Annotated in this window: 20 protein-coding genes and 1 pseudogene; 6 read left to right on the top strand and 15 right to left on the bottom strand. The window is 40.5% G+C overall.

The annotated features are described in order from the left end of the window. Positions 1-8 precede the first annotated feature (8 nt). Both OO773_RS05280 and OO773_RS05275 read right to left on the bottom strand, forming a co-directional pair. On the bottom strand, positions 9-734 hold the full coding sequence (locus OO773_RS05280) for an alpha/beta fold hydrolase (protein ID WP_006564316.1): 726 nt from the start codon (positions 732-734) through the stop codon (positions 9-11). After that, on the bottom strand, positions 734-1,780 hold the full coding sequence (locus OO773_RS05275) for a D-alanine--D-alanine ligase (protein ID WP_006565196.1): 1,047 nt from the start codon (positions 1,778-1,780) through the stop codon (positions 734-736). Before OO773_RS05275 ends, OO773_RS05280 begins: the two co-directional genes overlap by 1 nt. Before the next feature lie 186 nt (positions 1,781-1,966). On the opposite strand from OO773_RS05275, the gene prmC reads away from it, so the two are divergent. Beyond that, positions 1,967-2,800 carry a peptide chain release factor N(5)-glutamine methyltransferase gene (gene prmC / locus OO773_RS05270; RefSeq protein ID WP_034376224.1) on the top strand — a complete coding sequence of 278 codons (834 nt, stop codon included), beginning with the start codon at positions 1,967-1,969 and terminating at the stop codon, positions 2,798-2,800. Here prmC and nspC read toward each other — a convergent pair. The 10 genes from nspC to OO773_RS05220 are packed head-to-tail and all read right to left on the bottom strand — an operon-like array spanning position 2,797 to position 11,286. Then, complete coding sequence (gene nspC / locus OO773_RS05265; RefSeq protein WP_034376222.1) at positions 2,797-3,999, bottom strand: carboxynorspermidine decarboxylase; 1,203 nt, start codon at positions 3,997-3,999, stop codon at positions 2,797-2,799. The two genes, prmC and nspC, sit on opposite strands and share 4 nt — an antisense overlap. Continuing rightward, the gene (locus tag OO773_RS05260) at positions 3,999-4,970 is read right to left on the bottom strand and encodes a chemotaxis protein (RefSeq protein WP_006564320.1); all 972 of its coding nucleotides are present in this window, start codon (positions 4,968-4,970) and stop codon (positions 3,999-4,001) included. The genes nspC and OO773_RS05260 overlap by 1 nt, the downstream gene beginning before the upstream one ends. Positions 4,971-5,006: 36 nt before the next feature. Next, positions 5,007-6,104: a redox-regulated ATPase YchF gene (gene ychF / locus OO773_RS05255; RefSeq protein ID WP_040499170.1), complete on the bottom strand. Its 1,098-nt coding sequence runs from the start codon at positions 6,102-6,104 to the stop codon at positions 5,007-5,009. Continuing rightward, a complete protein-coding gene (locus OO773_RS05250; RefSeq protein WP_034376219.1) occupies positions 6,104-7,576 on the bottom strand; it encodes a leucyl aminopeptidase in 1,473 nt (490 codons plus the stop codon). Before OO773_RS05250 ends, ychF begins: the two co-directional genes overlap by 1 nt. Beyond that, positions 7,576-8,202: a DedA family protein gene (locus tag OO773_RS05245; RefSeq protein ID WP_006564323.1), complete on the bottom strand. Its 627-nt coding sequence runs from the start codon at positions 8,200-8,202 to the stop codon at positions 7,576-7,578. Before OO773_RS05245 ends, OO773_RS05250 begins: the two co-directional genes overlap by 1 nt. 9 nt (positions 8,203-8,211) lie before the next feature. Next, positions 8,212-8,760 carry an adenine phosphoribosyltransferase gene (gene apt / locus OO773_RS05240; protein ID WP_006565193.1) on the bottom strand — a complete coding sequence of 183 codons (549 nt, stop codon included), beginning with the start codon at positions 8,758-8,760 and terminating at the stop codon, positions 8,212-8,214. A 6-nt stretch (positions 8,761-8,766) separates the two neighbouring features. Further along, positions 8,767-9,099, bottom strand: coding sequence for a hypothetical protein (locus OO773_RS05235; protein ID WP_006564325.1), 333 nt, complete (start codon positions 9,097-9,099; stop codon positions 8,767-8,769). Then, entirely contained in the window at positions 9,093-9,539 is a 447-nt protein-coding gene (gene rpiB / locus OO773_RS05230; RefSeq protein WP_006565192.1) for a ribose 5-phosphate isomerase B, read from the bottom strand. Before rpiB ends, OO773_RS05235 begins: the two co-directional genes overlap by 7 nt. Further along, complete coding sequence (gene lepB / locus OO773_RS05225; protein ID WP_006565191.1) at positions 9,539-10,411, bottom strand: signal peptidase I; 873 nt, start codon at positions 10,409-10,411, stop codon at positions 9,539-9,541. Before lepB ends, rpiB begins: the two co-directional genes overlap by 1 nt. A 20-nt stretch (positions 10,412-10,431) precedes the next feature. After that, on the bottom strand, positions 10,432-11,286 hold the full coding sequence (locus OO773_RS05220) for a bifunctional 5,10-methylenetetrahydrofolate dehydrogenase/5,10-methenyltetrahydrofolate cyclohydrolase (protein WP_034376217.1): 855 nt from the start codon (positions 11,284-11,286) through the stop codon (positions 10,432-10,434). A 68-nt stretch (positions 11,287-11,354) separates the two neighbouring features. Between OO773_RS05220 and OO773_RS05215 the strand changes: the two genes are divergently transcribed. Beyond that, positions 11,355-11,711, top strand: coding sequence for a c-type cytochrome (locus OO773_RS05215; RefSeq protein WP_006564329.1), 357 nt, complete (start codon positions 11,355-11,357; stop codon positions 11,709-11,711). Here OO773_RS05215 and thiC read toward each other — a convergent pair. Beyond that, entirely contained in the window at positions 11,708-13,057 is a 1,350-nt protein-coding gene (thiC, locus tag OO773_RS05210; RefSeq protein ID WP_040499171.1) for a phosphomethylpyrimidine synthase ThiC, read from the bottom strand. The two genes, OO773_RS05215 and thiC, sit on opposite strands and share 4 nt — an antisense overlap. A 123-nt stretch (positions 13,058-13,180) precedes the next feature. On the opposite strand from thiC, the gene ispF reads away from it, so the two are divergent. After that, complete coding sequence (ispF, locus tag OO773_RS05205) at positions 13,181-14,353, top strand: 2-C-methyl-D-erythritol 2,4-cyclodiphosphate synthase (RefSeq protein ID WP_006564330.1); 1,173 nt, start codon at positions 13,181-13,183, stop codon at positions 14,351-14,353. A 37-nt stretch (positions 14,354-14,390) separates the two neighbouring features. Here ispF and OO773_RS05200 read toward each other — a convergent pair. Continuing rightward, positions 14,391-15,653, bottom strand: a pseudogene (locus OO773_RS05200) (RNA-guided endonuclease InsQ/TnpB family protein). Positions 15,654-15,689: 36 nt separating this feature from the next. Here OO773_RS05200 and tnpA point away from each other — a divergent pair. After that, positions 15,690-16,106 (top strand): IS200/IS605 family transposase, encoded by a 417-nt coding sequence (tnpA, locus tag OO773_RS05195; protein ID WP_040499039.1) that lies wholly within the window; start codon positions 15,690-15,692, stop codon positions 16,104-16,106. Positions 16,107-16,230: 124 nt separating this feature from the next. On the opposite strand, the gene OO773_RS05190 is transcribed toward tnpA, so the two are convergent. Continuing rightward, positions 16,231-16,800 carry a PBECR3 domain-containing polyvalent protein gene (locus OO773_RS05190; protein WP_141557736.1) on the bottom strand — a complete coding sequence of 190 codons (570 nt, stop codon included), beginning with the start codon at positions 16,798-16,800 and terminating at the stop codon, positions 16,231-16,233. 441 nt (positions 16,801-17,241) lie between these two features. On the opposite strand from OO773_RS05190, the gene OO773_RS05185 reads away from it, so the two are divergent. Further along, positions 17,242-17,517, top strand: a complete 276-nt coding sequence (locus tag OO773_RS05185) for a hypothetical protein (protein WP_034375058.1) — start codon at positions 17,242-17,244, stop codon at positions 17,515-17,517. A 71-nt stretch (positions 17,518-17,588) separates the two neighbouring features. Next, complete coding sequence (locus OO773_RS10000; protein WP_158650294.1) at positions 17,589-17,765, top strand: putative barnase/colicin E5 family endoribonuclease; 177 nt, start codon at positions 17,589-17,591, stop codon at positions 17,763-17,765. Positions 17,766-17,974 lie beyond the last annotated feature (209 nt).

Here is a 17,974-nt window from a genome sequence, read left to right as displayed (position 1 = left end):
TTCAAGATTTAACCCTCTTGGAAGTATTCTAAACAGCGCCTCTCCACTTCCAACCCCTGCTTCAAAAAGAAATAATGATCGCCCTTTAAAACAAAAAAACAATTCTTAGGCACTAAAGAAGCAATTCTTTGCCCTGCCTCTAGGGGGGTGGTGGTGTCTTCTTGCCCCCATAAAATTAAAGTTGGCTTTTTACAGGCTTTAAACTGTTCCTCAAAATCCTCTTGTACTGTGTATTTGAAGGTTTCATACATGGCTTGATTCAGATTATGCGCATCTTTACTGGCTAGTAACCCTAGCGCTTTTTTTAATCCCAAAGCTTTTAAGCTCTTAGCCAGTTTGATTTTAAAACGGGTTGTAAAGGATTTGGGGATTAAAATCCCTGCTGTACTTAAAAGCACTAAATTAGTACTCCGGCACAATAACGCCACTTTACCCCCAAAGCTATGCCCAATGGCCATGTCAATTTCTACTTGCAAGGAATCAAAAAACGCGTCTACGATTTTAGCATAATCTCTAGGGGTAAGGAAAATGTGATTAGGGCTTTTACCAAATCCGGGCAAATCTAAATAAAAATGGTTGTAGTGATTAAAAAAGGCTTTAAAAGCCGTTTGCATTAATTCCTTAGAACTCCCCCAACCATGTAAAAACACTAAATTTTTAGGTACGCGCCGGTTATCAAAAATATAGGCGATTTCAAAAGTGTATCCCTGATACAACACACGACGCTTAGCCATCACTTGGCTTTTTGAATCTGGTTGATATAGTGGTAAGTGATAGGGATAATAGGTTGTTTAGGCAAATAGATTTGTTCTAGCAAAGAGGAAAAATCTTCAAAAAGATAGTGGGCTAAACTGCCCGGAATGGGATTGATTTCGTTTAAATAGACTTCCTCATTGATCACAAAAAAATCACAACGAATAATTGCCCCAACAAAGAATGGATCGTAAATGAGTTGGAATATCTGGCGCATCTTTTCTTCTAAATGGCTGCTAATATCTGCTTGCTTAACTTTTTGTGTACGCCCAAAATCTAAATATTTCTCTTCAAACCCTAGCCATTCTTTTTTATGTGGCTCTTCTACTACAGAAAAGACAAATTTTCCCTCTTCCTCCTCACTTTGAATCTTACAACCCGCTAAATTATATTCCTTCACCCCTTGTTTAAAGGGTTCAATGAGTACTTGGCTATCAAACTCAAAAACTTCATCTAAAACATAGGCAATATCTTTTGCATCTTTGATCACCCTAATACCAATAGAACTACCTAGCCGGTTTGGTTTAACAATTAGGGGATAATCTAGGTTTTGTAGCGCTCCAATATCATGTTGTTCTAAAAAGATATAGGGCAAAATGTTAATCCCTTTTTCTTTGGCTAACATTTTTGTAAAGTATTTGCTATAGCTTAAAACACAGCCTTCAACTCTAGGGCCTATAAATGAAACCCCAAAAAAGTCTAAAAAAGAGGCGATCTTGCCATCTTCTCCATCGCCTCCATGGATTAAATTAATCAAAACAGACATGCTAATGCCTTTTCCACCCAAAAGGCCGTGTGTATAGAACCCTCCGTGTTTTAACACTAACTCAGGGCTTTTTTTATACTGCCCACTGGAGAAAAAGTGAGAACGCATGTCTTTTTTATCAATCAAGTAAAATTTATGCGCCCCGTCTAAAAAGATAAAAGAACTAATCTGTGCGTCTAACACTTCCTTAAGCGCCACAGCGCTTACAATGCTGATTTCATGTTCATAACTCTTCCCGCCAAACAACAGCCCATAATCCACTTCTATCCTTCAAACTTACAAGAAATCTAAGGGGTCTATTATACCTAATCTTTTGAAATATCCCTATGCTACTTAAACATGCATAAGGCTTTTTAAGATAGAATAACTGGCTAGTTTTGCATAGAAGTTAAGCGCCATAGGCGCGATCTTTTTAATTTAAATTAACAATCCGGCCAAAGTGAGTTTATGGAAAATAATATCTCAAAAGCCTTGTATGAAGCTAAGAAGGTACTTAAAGATAGGGGGGTGCGTAGCGCTTTAGAGTCTGAACTTCTTTTAAGTCATCTTTTAGGTGTGGACCGGGTGTATTTGCACATCCATGCTCAAGAAGAACTAGATAGTTTTGCCTTTGAACGCTTCATGCGTATGGTGAAAACAAGGGCTAAGGGTTTTCCGATTGAATATATCACCAATGAGGTGAGTTTTTATGGCCGTATCTTTTTTGTAGATGAGCGGGTACTTATCCCCAGACCAGAAACAGAAATTTTAGTCCACCAAGCTTCTGAGTTAATCCAAGATTATGGGATTAAAAATGTTGTGGAAGTGGGGATTGGTAGCGGTGTGATCTCTGTAAGTCTAGCTATGGCACACCCTAAAATTTCTATTTTGGCTACAGATATTACAATGGAAGCCTTAGAAGTGGCCAGTGTAAATATCTCTACTTTTAACCTACAAAACCGCATTAATTTATTCCAAACCTCTTTGCTAGAAGGTGTAGACATTAAGGCTAGAACTTTAGTTGTGAGCAACCCGCCTTATGTTGCGCTAGATTACCCCTTAGAAGATTCAGTGCGTTATGAACCAGAGATTGCACTCTATGGAGGCGAGTATGGAGATGAGATTTTAAAGGCCCTTATTGATCAGGCGGCAAATAAACGGGTGAAATATCTAGCCTGTGAAATGGGGCATAACCACAAGGCTTCTTTAAGTGAGCATTTGGGGTTAAAGGGCTATCAAGCAAATTTTTATACCGATTATTCTGATTTAGATCGAGGCTTTGTAGCGACTAGACCGACTTAATTACGCTCTTTATAGTGAGAAAAATCAAACTTTTTTAGTAACTTGAATTGGTTATGCTCAATAAGACCCAAACTAGGTAGGGCAATTCCATTAAAAGTGTTGTTTTTCACAATCGTATAATGCAACATATCCTCAAAGATGATTCGATCGCCCACTTGTAAGGGGTTTTCAAAATAATAAGGCCCAATAAAATCTCCAGCTAAACAACTCACACCCCCTAGAAAATAGCCAAATTCCCCCGCCTCACTGCCTACTTGTACACTGCCATCTAAAGCCACCTTAAAAATTTCAGGTTTATAAGGCATTTCTAGGCAATCGGGCATGTGGTTGGTGATACTCACATCTAAAATGGCAATTTGTGCTCCATTTTCCACAATATCTAGCACGCTAGAGAGTAAAAAACCTGTCTGATAGCCCACCGCCTCCCCGGGCTCACAAAAAATTTCTGCCAGATTAGGATAGTCTTTTTTAAGTTGTTGTATGGCTTGAATCAAAACTTCTAAAGCATAGCCCTCTTTGCTCATGTGTTGCCCTCCTCCCATGTTAAGCCATTGCACTTGGGCTAGAGTTTCTCCAAAATGCTTTTTTACATGATCTAAGCCCTCTTGCAAATCGGAAGCATCTTGTTGGCAATGGGTGTGGAAGTGTAAACCACTCACCCCTTCTAAACCATAGCGCTCTAAACCTTCTTTAAAAGCTTTGGGTGGGATACCCAAACGGCTATGAGGAGCACAGGGGTTATAAATCAAGGGTTGGACGCGGCTAAAAAGCGGGTTGATACGCAAACCTATTTTGATTGATGAAAGCCCTAGTTTACTCAGTTGTTTGTTTTTTGCTAAGATGAGGTCTTTATAGGCGTGATACTGGGCAAAGGAATTAAAAATAATATGTGTGGCAATGGGCAAGAGTTGTTTAATATCCACCTCTTTAAACCCCGGACTAAAAACACAGATCTCTTTACCACTCTCTCTAGAACCAAATTCTTCATAGGCTAACAAAGCTTCATATACCCCACTTGCACAGCAACCATGCAAGCTCACCCGCAGCCATTCAAAACTCCGCCAAAAGGCAAATCCTTTCAACGCGAGTACAATTTTAACCCCCGCTTCTTTTTGTACTCTCTCCAAAATTGCTAAGTTGCGTTGTAACTTAGCTAGCTCTAGTACATAGCAGGGTGAGGGGATAGAATGATAATCCATTAAGCCTGTTGTGTGTGCATGAATTGTTTGACAATGCGCTCTACATCTTTAGGGTTGGATTTGGAGATAAAATCATCGGCATGTAAAGAACGCGCCATTTCCTCATTGCTACTCCCACTCATGGAAGAATTGACAACAATAGGGATACGCGCCATATTAGGGTCTAATTTAGCCCGTCTAATCACCTCAAACCCGCTAGCTTCTGGCATTTCTAAATCTGTAATGATGAGCCCTATGTCTTCAATGACCGTTTCTTTAGCAAAGAGATAATCTAAAAGCTGTTTCCCATTAATAAAATCCAAATGTTTAATACCTAATCTATCTAAGATCACCTGCATGGTTTTAAGCACGCTAGGAGAGTCATCAGCTAGTAGCACAAGTTTATCGCTATAAAGCTGGGTTAGCGTGTCTAGCTCTGCATGGCTTTCTTGTTCAATCCAGGGAAACACATCTGTTAACATTCTTTCAATATCTACCACCTGCACCAAACGCCCATCAAAATAGCGCGTACGGCTCACTAGCTTACTATTTCCCGTACTGCCCCCCACGCCCGCACTCTGCTCAATTTCTGTCCATTTTTTATTTAAAATGCGATCGGCCTCATAAATGCGCACTCCAATTGTCCAGCGGGAAAATTCACAAATCATCACAATGTCATCTTTGCCATCAGCCTTTTCAATGCAATAAGGGCGTAAATCCTTTTGTTTATTGCTGCTGTCATAATAAAACCACTTTTTCATGTCAATTAGAGGAATGGTGAGTTCTCTAATAATGATGAGCCCCTCTACTAAAGAGTTGGGTTCATGGCTAATAATGGTTAAACTCCCGTTATACTTCACCACTTCACGGATTTTAAACACATTGACCGCGTATAAATCCTTGTTTTTGCCTAAACGAAAGCACAAGAGTTGTAGCTCGTTGTTTTTATGTAGACTTGTAACTTGATCGATATGGGCTAAATTGTTGGGCATACATTTCCTTTAACTACAAAATAGACATTACAATACCTAAACATTAAATCTAAAATGCATCACATCGCCATCTTGAACGATGTAGTCTTTGCCCTCCACTCTTAAAACCCCCTTTTGTTTAGCGCCTTGTTCCCCTCCACAGGCGATAAAATCCGCATAAGAAATCGTTTCAGCTTTAATAAAGCCTTTTTCAAAGTCCTTATGAATCACTCCCGCAGCCACCGGCGCACTAGAGCCCTTTAAAATAGTCCAAGCGCGCACTTCTTTAACCCCAGCGGTAAAATAACTCATTAAACCTAGAGCATCAAAACCTAAGGCAATGATTTTATCTAACCCGCTTTGATTTACCCCTAGACTTTGTAAAAACTCTTGAGCCTCATGTTCTTCCATGCCCCCTAGTTCTTCTTCTAGTTTAGCGCTTAAACCCACAAAAGGTGCGTTTCTTTGCTTGGCTAAATCTTGTACGCAGTGTGCATGGGCATTTAAAAAGTTGACATGTGCCTCATCTACATTAGCCACATAAATCACCTTTTTAGCGCTTAAAAAGCGCAACTCGCGGTTAAGTTCTAAGAAATAATCATCTTGGGGAGCAAAAGTACTAGCCGGTTTTAATGCGTTTAAATGCGCTAAAAGCGCGTCAGCAACTTTTAAACTTGCTTGGGCTTCTTTGGATGTTTTAGCAAGTTTGTTTAGCTTATCTAAGCGTTTTTGTAAACTCTGAATATCAGCTAGGATCAGTTCGATTTCTATGGTTTCTATGTCGGCTAAAGGATTAATTTGGCCACTAACATGGGTGATATTTTCATCTTCAAAACAGCGCACCACATGCAAAATCACCGCACATTCTCTAACAGCCCCTAAAAATTGATTCCCCAAGCCCTCGCCTTGACTAGCCCCTTTAATCAATCCGGCAATATCTACAAATTCTACGCTAGAGTGTTGGATCTTCTCAGGCTTGACAATGCGCGCTAACTCCTTTAAACGCGCATCGGGCACATCTACCACTGCTTTATTAGGATCAATGGTACAAAAAGGGTAGTTTGCACTCTGGGCTTGTGTTGTGCGGGTTAAAGCGTTAAACAAGCTAGATTTACCCACATTAGGCAAACCCACAATCCCAATAGATAAACCCATTAAGATTTAGCCAAAACTTCTAGTACAAATTCTACACACATGCGCACACCCGCCCCGCTAGCTCCGGCCGTATTAACATCCCAATCTTTTTCAATATAAGCGGGCCCGGCAATATCAATATGTAGCCATTTATCTTTATAATCCTCGCGGATAAACTCATTTAAAAACAGCCCAGCCGTGATCGCACCCCCATAGCGCACAGGTGTAACATTGCTAATATCTGCCATTTTAGAATCTAGCAATTTGCGCAAATGGCGGTTAAAGGGCAATTTAGCCGCTAATTCCCCGCTCTTAAGCGCGGCATGTTCAAATTGGCTTTTAAGATGCTCATTATTGCCCATAATGCCACTAGTATAAGAACCAAGACCCACCACACAAGCCCCTGTAAGTGTTGCAAAATCTACGATGAGATCGGGTTGTAAATCTTGTGCAAAGCTTAAACAATCAGCCAGCACCAAACGCCCTTCTGCATCGGTATTGCGTACTTCAATGGTTTTACCCTCTTTAGAGATTAAAATATCATCGGGGCGATAAGAACTTCCAGAAATCATGTTTTCAGCTAGGCCCAATACCCCGTGTACCTCCGCATCTACAGCCAAATGCGCTAAAGCATTGACAGTAGCTAATACCGCGCATGCCCCTCCTTTATCTGCCTTCATGGTGAGCATATATTCAGGTGTTTTAATGCTAAGCCCTCCGCAATCATAAGTCAACCCCTTACCTACAAGAACGATTTTTTTCTTAGCATTTTTAGGTTTATAGATCAGATGGACAAGTTGGGGGGGATTGGCTGAAGCTCTATTGACGGCTAGATAAGCCCCCATTTTCTTTTCCTCCAAATAATCCTCTCCATGTATAAAACAATCTAGTCCATTCTTTTCAGCTAAATCCTGTGCGATCTTAGCCACATAGGGCGCGTTTGCCACATTGGGGGGTGTGTTGACTAAATCGCGGGCTAGGTTGACATGTTCAACCAGAATACGGGATTTATGCAAGGCTTTTTCTAAAGCGTGTTCTAAAGTTTTGCTCTCGGTTTTTAAATCTTTTGCCTGTAGAGAAACAAAAAGCTCTTGTAAATGCGCGGGTTCTTTTTTTTGTTTATAGGCCTCATATTCGTATAGCCCAAACTGTGCCCCAGTAAAGATAGCCAGCATTGTTTCTTCTAGGGCGTGTTTATCTACAGAATGTTTAGCCGCGTAGAGTCCTACTTTTGCACTTTTAAACTTGGATTTTTTCAAGGTACGCACCGCCGCGCAAGCAGCTTCTCTAAATAGGTGCACATCACTTTTAGCAAGCCCTACATAAAGCACCCGATTGGCCTGATCTAAAAACACACCCTCTCCCTCATAATGGAAGGTTTCTAAAGTGTTTTTATCCACCGCTACGCTTAAATCCTTATCCACCACAAACACGATGGTTACATCTGCTTGTATTTGCTCCAAAGAAGCCTGTTCTAGTTTGAGTGTTAACATCACTTTCCTTTCTTAAGTTTTAGTCCTTGCTGGACTTTTTGGATTCTCTTATCAATCCTTCTTGTAGACACATTAAAATACCAAACTACAGCCCCTAATACAAGAGCCAATAGTAGTATAATTAGGTAAGGATAACGCTTAAGCAATTCTAATAAGTCATAAAGTTGTTCTCCAAAATACCACGCAAGCGAAATGGTAATTGATGCCCACACAAAGGCGCTAGCTAGATTAATTAGGGCAAATTTAAGCATGTTGTAACGAGTCAAACCAATACTAATAGGAATGATTGTGCGCATGCCATACATGTAGCGTTGGATAAAAATAATAAACCAGCCATATTTTTGTAAAAGCAAATGCGCTAGGGCTAACTTGCGCCTTTGTTTTTCTAGTTTTTTATTGATAAATTGTTTGCTCGTTCTGCCAATGTAAAAATAAGTTTGATCCCCGCTAAAGCCCCCCAAAGCAGCTACACTAATGGCTAAGAAAAGATTCATATGCCCCGCATAACAAGCCATGCCCGCTAGGATTAGCCCAATCTCACCTTCTAAAATACTCCAGAAAAAGAGAATTAAATAGCCCCAGTTGGCCGCGTAATTGTTCCACAATTCTAGGATATACGCTTCCATGAGCCCTTTTTATCTTTCATACTCTAAAACACTAAAGGCACTGGTCTTTTCAGCAACTTTAGACAGACCCTCTAAATCTCTAAGTGCGATCAAAAAACAGGCTTCTATGCATTTGGCTTGGAGTTTTTCTAATAACTCTAAACTAGCCAGAGCCGTACCTCCCGTAGCGATGAGATCATCTATGAGAATAACATGGGCACTTTTAAGCTCTCTAAACGCATCGCTATGGATTTCTACACAATCTTGCCCGTACTCTAAGCTGTATTCTGCACTTAGTGTATGGTAGGGTAATTTACCTTTTTTACGGATGGGTACAAAACCCGCTTGAAGAGCATAAGCTAAAGCCGCGCCTAAAATAAAGCCCCTAGCCTCAATCCCTACCACAAAATCAATATTGTAGAGTTTGTAGCGATCTTTGAGCGCATCAATTAGAGTAGCAAATAAAACCGGGTGGCTTAAAAGCGGGGTGATGTCTTTAAATAAAATCCCTTTTTGGGGGTGATCTTTAATCTCGCGAATCTCTTCTTTAAGTTGGGCTTTTAATTTCTGACTAAACATGTTTTCTCACAACAAGGCTTCAATTTTTTGTTCTAATTCGCGGATACGCGACTTATATTTATCTGTCTCTAAGCGGTACTGGGCATTTCTTTGCTTTAAAACTTTGACTTCGTCTTTAAGCGCATTCATCTCATGAGTGAGAATATCAATATTGCCCAAAGATCGCTGTAATTGTAGCTGGTATTTTTGGATCAAAACTTCTGCCTCCTGCAAAGTGAGTTTCATGGACGCGGTGTATTTTTCCTGCTTTTTGGCCACAGAGCGGTAAAAAAAGGTACGCACCGCCATGTAACAGGTAAATAAAATAATAAGAGTAACTAGCATCCATTGGGCTAGCACTGCATCTCCTCTATTTTAGCCACCCGTCTAGCATGCCGCCCACCTTCAAAATCTGTATTTAAAAACGCCTCTAAAATACTCTGTGCCACTCCAAAACCCACCACATTTTGCCCTAAGCATAGCACATTAGCATCATTATGCAATCTTGCCATTTTAGCCATATAAGCATCAGTGCACAAGGCCGCACGCACGCTAGGTATCTTATTACACGCCATGCTCATGCCTATCCCGCTCCCACACACAAGCACCCCCTTAAGGTGTTGTATATCTTCTAAAAGAGCTTTAACAACTTGTTTAGCAAAATCCGGATAATCTACAAATTGCCCTTTTTCTGGCTTATAAACTTTTAGTAAAGCCTGTTTTTCTTGTAAAAAATTTTGTATAAATCCTGCTAAATTCAAGCCCGCATGATCACAACCCAGTACCACAAATTTCTGCATCAATCCTCCTGTACATGGCGTTTCTCTAGTTGGCTTTCTAAACCTGCTAGAGTTTTAAACATGCGCTTCCAGCGAACTGTAAAGATATTTTTAGACCCTTTGCCAGCCTCAATGCTATTAGTAAGATTGAGGCTAAAATAAACAAACCAAGGCGTACCCACAATATGGCTATAGGGCACACTCCCCCAAAAGCGCGAATCACCGCTATCATCGCGGTTATCCCCGATCATAAAAAAGTGATCTTTTTCAACCTTAACATAAAAAATATTCTCCCCGTCATGATCTACTAATTGCATGCTAATCCCGGGCAAATTAAGGATTTGGTGCGCATAAATGGCTTCCATGATGTTAAAAGTTTGGTTATTCTTACTATAAAAAATCCCCAAATGCTTATCCGCATAAGGTGCAAAGACAAAATCTTTTCCTAAAAATTGTTTTGTTGGGTGGTTGGGAAAATGTGTGGCGATGTATTTTGGATCTTTTTCGCTTTCTACTGGGTGCAGATAAAACCCCTCTTGGTTAAACACCACCTCATCGCCTCCCACTGCAAAAAGCCGTTTAACATAATAACCCTTATTGCTTGGCGGAATAAAGACCACTACCTCCCCCCGCTCAGGTCTTTTACCCTCAAAAAGATGGCCATTACCTTTAAAATCGGGTAGTAATGGAATATCTAGCCAAGGCAAACGCGGGATAGGAATGCCATAACTAAATTTTTTCACAAAAAGCATATCGCCCTCATAAAGTGTACCCACCATAGAGCGCGAAGGAATCACAAAAGCTTGGGCTACAAAAAAGATAGCCAGTAATACCAAAACAACCGTCCCCGTCCAACTCATCACAAAACGGCGCAATGCCTGCAATATACCCATATCTACCCTTGCAATATAAATTAAGCCCCCACCCCTACTTGCTCTTTAGCTGCTAAAATCGTGTTTTGTAGTAAGCAAACAATGGTCATAGGTCCCACTCCCTTAGGTACAGGAGTGATATAACTAACCTTGTCTTTTAACCCTTCAAAGTCTGCATCTCCTACTACTTTACCCCCCTCTTTATTAATCCCAATATCTACCACCACAACCCCCCTTTTAACCATGTTAGTCTGGAGTAATCTAGGTTTGCCTACACCCACACAAATAATATCTGCCCGCTTAGTATAAAGGCTTAAATCTTTTGTGAGGACATGGCATATACTCACGCTTGCTCCGGCATTAAGCATTAAAGAAGCTAGTGGCCTACCCACGATATTACTTGCCCCTATAATAACCACATCTTTACCCTTTATCTCAATCTCATAATGTTTTAAAAGTTCCACCGCTCCCATAGCTGTAGCCGGTAAAAAGCCCGCATTCAAACTATTAGAATACACCCGCCCCACATTTAAAGGATGAAACCCGTCCACATCTTTACGCGGATTGATCGCCTCAATGATGCGCCTTGTATCAATGTGTTTTGGTAGGGGTAATTGGACTAAAATTCCATGGATTTCTAGGTTTTGGTTATGCTCTTCAATGATTTGTAAAAGCGCCTCTTGGGTGGTTTGTTCGTCTAAAATTTGGAGTATACAGACAACCCCTACGCGTTTACAAGCCTTAGCTTTCATATTCACATACAACACACTAGCCACATCTTGCCCCACTAAGATCACAGCCAAAGCGGGGCGTACTCTGCTGTGTAATTTTTCTACTTCTTGGCATAATTCTTTTTCTCTTAAGTTGGCAAGCGCTTGCCCGTCTAATAAAACCATCAACCCCAACCAAATTTTTGCGCTATTATAATCAAAGTTTTTTGAAAAACTTTTTTGAAAGGGAGAACTTGCATTATCTCTTAAGCTTTTTACTAAGTTTTTTCATGTTTGCTAAGGCCAGCACGCAAGATGACAGTTTCATCACGCTTTTAGAGTACGGCAAGGAGCTTTATCACAATCCGCGCAATATTAGCTGTGCTAAATGCCACGGAGAACTAGGCGAGGAGAAAATCATCACCCGCTACACCACAGCCAATAACCAAGAGAGGATTTTTAAAGCCCCTCCCATTTATAACCTTGATTTTGAGCGCTTTTCAAAAGCCCTTTTTAGCGGCAAATCCATCATGCCCCGCTACAATCTAACCCCTGATGAAATCCGCGCTATCTACTACTACATCACCTCCACCCATAGCAAAAAAGATTAAGCTTTATCGCTCTCTTTTTGTTGGTAATTTTTAAAAATATCTTGGCTCACCTTATAGCTACAAAACTTAGGCCCACACATGGAACAAAATTCTGCTTCTTTGAAAACATCTTGGGGTAGCGCCTCATCGTGGTACTCTTTGGCGCGATCAGGATCAAGGGCAAGTTCAAACTGCCTATTCCACTCAAAGGCATAGCGCGCATCGCTCATCAAATCATCGCGCACTCTAGCATTAATCCTACCCCGTGCAATGTCGGCTGCATGGGCAGCAATTTTATAGGCTAAAATCCCCTCCCTTACATCTTTAGCATTTGGCAGGCCTAAATGCTCCTTAGGCGTAACATAGCAAAGCATCGCTACCCCCTTCCATGCCGCCACACACGCTCCAATCGCGCTAGCGATGTGATCATAACCAGCTGCAATGTCTGTAACCAAAGGCCCTAGAACATAAAAGGGGGCGTGGTTACATAGCTCCTTTTGCAATTTTACATTGCGCTCAATTTGATTTAAGGGCACATGTCCAGGTCCCTCAATCATCACCTGCACATCTTTTTCATAGGCACGCTTAGCTAATTCTCCTAAAACTTTTAGCTCAGCAAATTGGGCTGCATCGCTAGCATCAGCTAGGCAACCGGGGCGCAAAGAATCGCCTAAACTCAAACTCACATCATATTTTTGGCAAATGGCTAAAATGTCATCAAAGGCGCTATAAAAGGGGTTCTGTTTGTGATAGTGCATCATCCAAGAGGCCATTAAACTCCCCCCACGGCTCACAATCCCCATTTTGCGCTGACTTACAAAGGGCATATGCTCAAGCAAAAACCCGCAGTGAATCGTAAAATAACTCACCCCCTGTTTGGCCTGTTTTTCTAACACCCCTAACATTGTATCAATATCTAATTGCATCACATCGTTGTTGACATCGTGTAAAATCTGATACATCGGCACGGTTCCAATAGGTACAGAAGAGGCCTTGATAATTTCTATGCGGATTGCATCCAAATCCCCACCAGTAGAGAGATCCATCACCGTATCTGCTCCATACTTAATAGCCACGCGGAGTTTTTCTACCTCCTCCTCTGTAGAGTGGATAATAGCTGAGCTACCAATATTAGCGTTGATCTTAGTTTTAAGCGCTACTCCAATGCCCATAGGTTCTAAATTGCTATGCTCTATATTAGCCGGAATAATCAGCCGGCCTCTAGCTACCTCAGATCGCACCTGCTCTGGGCTCACCTCTTCCATATTGGCAATATAAGCCATTTCCTCCGTAACGATCCCTTTTTTGGCGTAATGTAGTTGGGTTTTAATTAAATCCTTACTTCTTTTAGCTAGATAACTGCGCATGCGCTCTCCTTTATATTTAAAAGAGCAACACATTAGCAAAAGCGCTTGAATATAGGCTTAAGAACTCTTATTAATTTTAGATAGCTAGGATAAGGGCTTTTAAATTTGCCTATGGAGTTTGTTTTGGAAAAAAGTTTTTCGCTTATTTTACTTGCTGCGGGTTCAAGTAGCCGCTTTATAAAAAGCTTGCCCTCTAAACTGCCCCCTATTAAAAAACAATGGTGGGTTTATCAGGGGCTAGCTTTATGGGAAAAAGTATATAGAGATTTTAAGGCTTTGGGTTGTTTTGAGCGCATTTTTCTAGTGGTCAGTAACCCTTTAGAGCAAATTTATATCAAGCAAGCTTTAGAGGATTTAGAGCTTAGCGTGGTTTTAGGAGGAGAGAGTCGCCAAGAGTCGGTGCTAAATGCGCTTAAATTAGTACAAACCCCCTTTGTGGTGGTGAGCGATGTGGCGCGTTTTATTGGGGGATCACAAATGTTTTTAAAACTGTTAGATCGCTTCAAAAACCAACCCAAATTAGATGGCATTGCCCCAGCTTTAAGCGCCTCTGATACAATGGTTTTAAGCCAGCAAGGTTTTACCACACTAGATCGCGCCCACACCTTGCATGTACAAACCCCCCAGATTTGCCGGACAGAAAAACTAAAAGAGGCTTATAGCAAAGGAAATTTTAGTGATGAGAGTAGCGCGCTTTTAAGCAATGGAGGGCAGGTAACATACATAGAGGGTAGTTTAGATTTGCACAAAATCACCTTTGCCCACGATTTGCCTCCCTACACAACTTGTTTTACAACCCATACTGGTTTAGGATTTGATGTACATGGATTTGAATCAAATAAACCTATGAAAATAGGCGGGGTTCTTATTGATCCTAAAGATAGTAAAGAGCAAGGGTTAAAAGCCCATAGCGATGGAGATGTGCTTTTACATGCTCTTATTGATGCGATCTTAGGGGCGATTAAAGGCGGAGATATTGGCATGTATTATAGCGATCAAGACTCGCGCTTTAAAAATATGGATTCAAGCTTAATGCTCACACAGATTTATCACCTAGCACAGGGAATGGGGCACACTATAGAAAGCATTGATTGTACCCTTTTAGCTGACATGCCAAAAATCGCGCCTTATAGGGAGGCGATTAAATCGCACTTAGCTGATCTATTACGCTTAAATAAAAGGGTGATCAATATTAAAGCAACTACCTTTGAAGGGCTAGGATTTATCGGGAGAAAAGAGGGAATAGCCGCGCAGGTATTGGTTCAGACAAGTGCGTTAAGTGCTGTTGATTTATAACAGGTGTGAATCACCCCTCCCTAAAGGGAGGAGTTTCCTAACTAACAGAAACTAGGGTTTCTGAACTCGAAAGGCTTTGCTGTTTAGAGTCTGCAAGGCTAATTCCTAACCCAAGAGACTTTAACCCCGCTCTTAAGATATTCTTAGCGGCATTGATGTCCCTATGCTCTGTGTATTCACATACAGGACAGCAATACTCTCTATGATTTAACTTAAGTTGGCGGTTGATATTCCCGCAATGATGACAGGTTTTGCTCGTGTATTGTGGAGGGACTTTCACAAAAAGTTTGCCATTATGCTGTTGTTTGTATTCTAAGAATTTGATGATTTGGTAGAATGAGGTATTAAGAATAGACCTATTCAAGCCACTCTTTTGTTTCACATTCCTAAGTTTAGCTCTCTTGGTCATATTCTTGACTTGTAAGTTCTCAACTGCTACCAATTCAAACTTGTTAGAAAGTCCGCTTGTGATTTTGTGATACCTATCTTCCTTCTTGTGTTTAGATTTAGTAAAAATGGCATTCAAAGAATTTTGGCATTTGTAAAAATTCCTCCCTAGTTTTGTTTTGGTCTGTTTAGACTTTAAAACCCTGCGACTCTGTTTTCTTTGCAGTCTTTTAAAGGCTAAATTATATTTAGCTAAGTTAAATGTCTTAGAATGCGTAGGAATGAGAGTCCCGTCACTTAAAGCGATGTCATGGATATTTAAATCTAAACCTATGGCTTTGTCTTGGTGGCTTAGGGTTTTTAAGGGCGTGATGTCCCTATGGTATTCCACGCTAAAGCTCACAAAATAGCGTTCATTCAGGCAAGAAAAAGTGATTTGTTTAATGGTGCAATCTTTAGGCAAATCCCTAGACCAGCGCACTTTAAAATCTTGGCGCATCAGTCTTAAAATCTTAAAGCGTTTGTTGCAATCTTTAATGGAGTAACCTTGATTATTCCAATTAAAGCTCTGTTTAGCAATCTTGGAGTTTTTAAATCTGGGAAAGCCTCTATCTTTGAGGGTTAAAGCACTTTTGAGAGCTTTTTGCGCGTTGATACGGCTTTGTTGCGCCACAACACTAGAAAAGCTTTAATCTCTTTGTTTAAGATGATACTTAATCTTTGTGTCTAAGGCACTAGAGCTTGACCATTGTCTTTGGCTTTTCTCTAGGGTCTTATTCGTGTTGTATTGCTCTTGTTGCAAGTTTAGGCAGATATTATAGGCTTGGTTGTAAATGAAAAAATGGTGCTTGAGTAAAGCCTTTTGCTCTTTTGTAGGGAACAAGCGGTATTTAAAACCCTTATTGATCTGCATTTTTGGAGTTTAGCATAATTATGTTAATATTGGTCTATGGTAAAGTCTAGTGATATTAGACACGGCAGACATTGTGTATTTCTCTTGCATGTGCATTTGATCTTTGTAACAAAATATAGGCGTAAGGCTTTCAGCAAAGAAGTGATAGACTTTCTAGGCGAAGTCTTTAAAAAAGTGTGTGAGGACTTTGAAAGCGAGTTAGTAGAGTTTGATGGAGAATCTGATCATGTGCATTTGCTCATCAACTACCCACCCAAAGTGAGTATTTCTAAGCTGGTTAATTCTTTGAAAGGTGTGAGCTCTAGAAGGGTGCGTGCCCAGCAGTTTAAAAGTGTTTGTAACACATTATGGGGTGATCACTTGTGGTCGCCTAGCTATTTTGCTGGCAGTTGTGGCGGTGCTCCTTTGGAGCTGATTAAACGCTATATCCAAGAGCAAGAAACACCTGTTTAGTTATGCGTCTGTGCGCTTACATCTCCGCCCTAAAGGACGGAGTTTTACGCGCGTTCAGATAAAAATTAAAAACAAATGTTTTAGATGCCTACATTTGTACTAGGTTTGACTTTTAGTGTTGGTTTTAGTAGAATATGAGGCTGATAGTGCCTGTTGCGTCTAAGCAAGGCCTGTAGTTTACCTGCAGTTGTGGACTTGCGCTATCTTTTGATAGTCGTATATACGCACTATCTTTAAAAGTCGGGCTATTTTCTAACTTCCCGTTTTCCTTATACATGGTCTTTAGGTTCAATTGTCCATTCTTCGCTCCTATAACTTCTACTACAACAAAATATCCGTTAATCTGTTTGCCACTCACAAGCGTTTTAATTGCATTATGTTTCTTAATATACATGATGTCTGCATTATTAACCATACTTGGATAATTCGCTATATCTGCGGTTTCTATGGGCGATTGTCCTCTTTTGTGGTGGATAGAATTAGTTCCATGCTGTCTTTGCACATGTGTAAGAGCCTCACCATTAGCAATAAACTTAATAGGTCGATCTGGTTTAAACCCTAAATGCTCAATAATGCTTGAGTTATTTAACTCCCCCACCCACACTTTAGCATTGTGCTTTTTAACTTGATCTAATAATCTCTCTGTAATTTCAGCAGGTTTAAGCATTCTTAAGGGTTTGCTAGTATCTAGCAAATCTTTAATGTTTTGACTCTCAGCTTTTTTAAACTCAATGTATCTTGTAGTGTGTAGGGCTCTAGTGGCTTTCTCTTGACTCTGAAGCGCTTTAAACTCCGCATAACTTAAACCCTTAGCCTTAGCCTCCTTATAAATCTGTGAATCGCTTTTAAAGAGCAGTTGTTTAGGGTGCTCTATGACTTCTACATCAATGTAGTTATTAGGCTCTTGACTTTTAAGGGGGGGAGTGGTAGGGTGTGGCCTATCCTTTTGGGCTAGATCGGAGCCAAGCCCAGACTTAGCCGCGACTTGGTCGAACTTCTGCGCGGGGGGTTTTTTGTAAGCCGTTACTATCCAGTAATTTTTTCCTTCATGTTTCCACCCTTGCGTTAAACCTGCTCCAAATTCTTAGTTATCTTTTTTTAAGATGTTGGTTTTTACAGCCAGCCTAAGGGCTGGATGCTTGAGGAATTTAAAGTTAAAGAGTTTAAAGAAAAACCCGCATTAAGCGGTGAGGGAAAGACTTTTACTAAAACTAAAACAAAAAATCAAGAAATCCCCCACAATAAAGCCTTTGGCAAAAATTTTAAAGAGTTTTACCACGATCTAAAGGGCGCAGTAGCCAAACTTATAGAGGCTAAAGAAGGCCAAGTAGCCGGAGCATTTTATAGAGAGGATTTAGGCGATATAGATTTAGTGTGGGGAGCAAATGCGGCAGACTTAAAAGACTTATAAAGATGTTAATGGCAAACCGCTTAAGCCCTAGAAAAACATGTGAATGATTTAAAGACTTTGAGGGAACGAATATACAAGAAAAACTTATTAATGGCTTAACAGAGATCGTAGCAAAAGGGCGTGTACTTGAAAATGCAGGAGTCTATACAATCCACCTTAAAAACCAAAAAGGAAGTTTTAGGGTAGGTTTATCTAGGGGGTGGAACGAACAGGGGGACAACCAAGAGTGCGCAAACTTGCATGTGTGAAATAATACCCGCTAGAATACCACTAAAATACGGGTTTAGTAGGATAACTAAAAGCTCTTGCACTAGAGCTCCCCAAAGTAGCATTTAAACCTCTAGAATACATAAAGTTAAAAGCTTGGCTTTGTCCACTTCAGATAAAAGCCACAATAAGCACATTGACACAGCTAGATAAAAAAAGGGGAAATAGCGGGACTAGGAGGGGGATACTT

It is taken from the genome of Helicobacter suis HS1 (assembly GCF_026000295.1).
Classification (GTDB): domain Bacteria; phylum Campylobacterota; class Campylobacteria; order Campylobacterales; family Helicobacteraceae; genus Helicobacter; species Helicobacter suis.
This window is presented reverse-complemented; position numbering and strand designations above follow the sequence as displayed.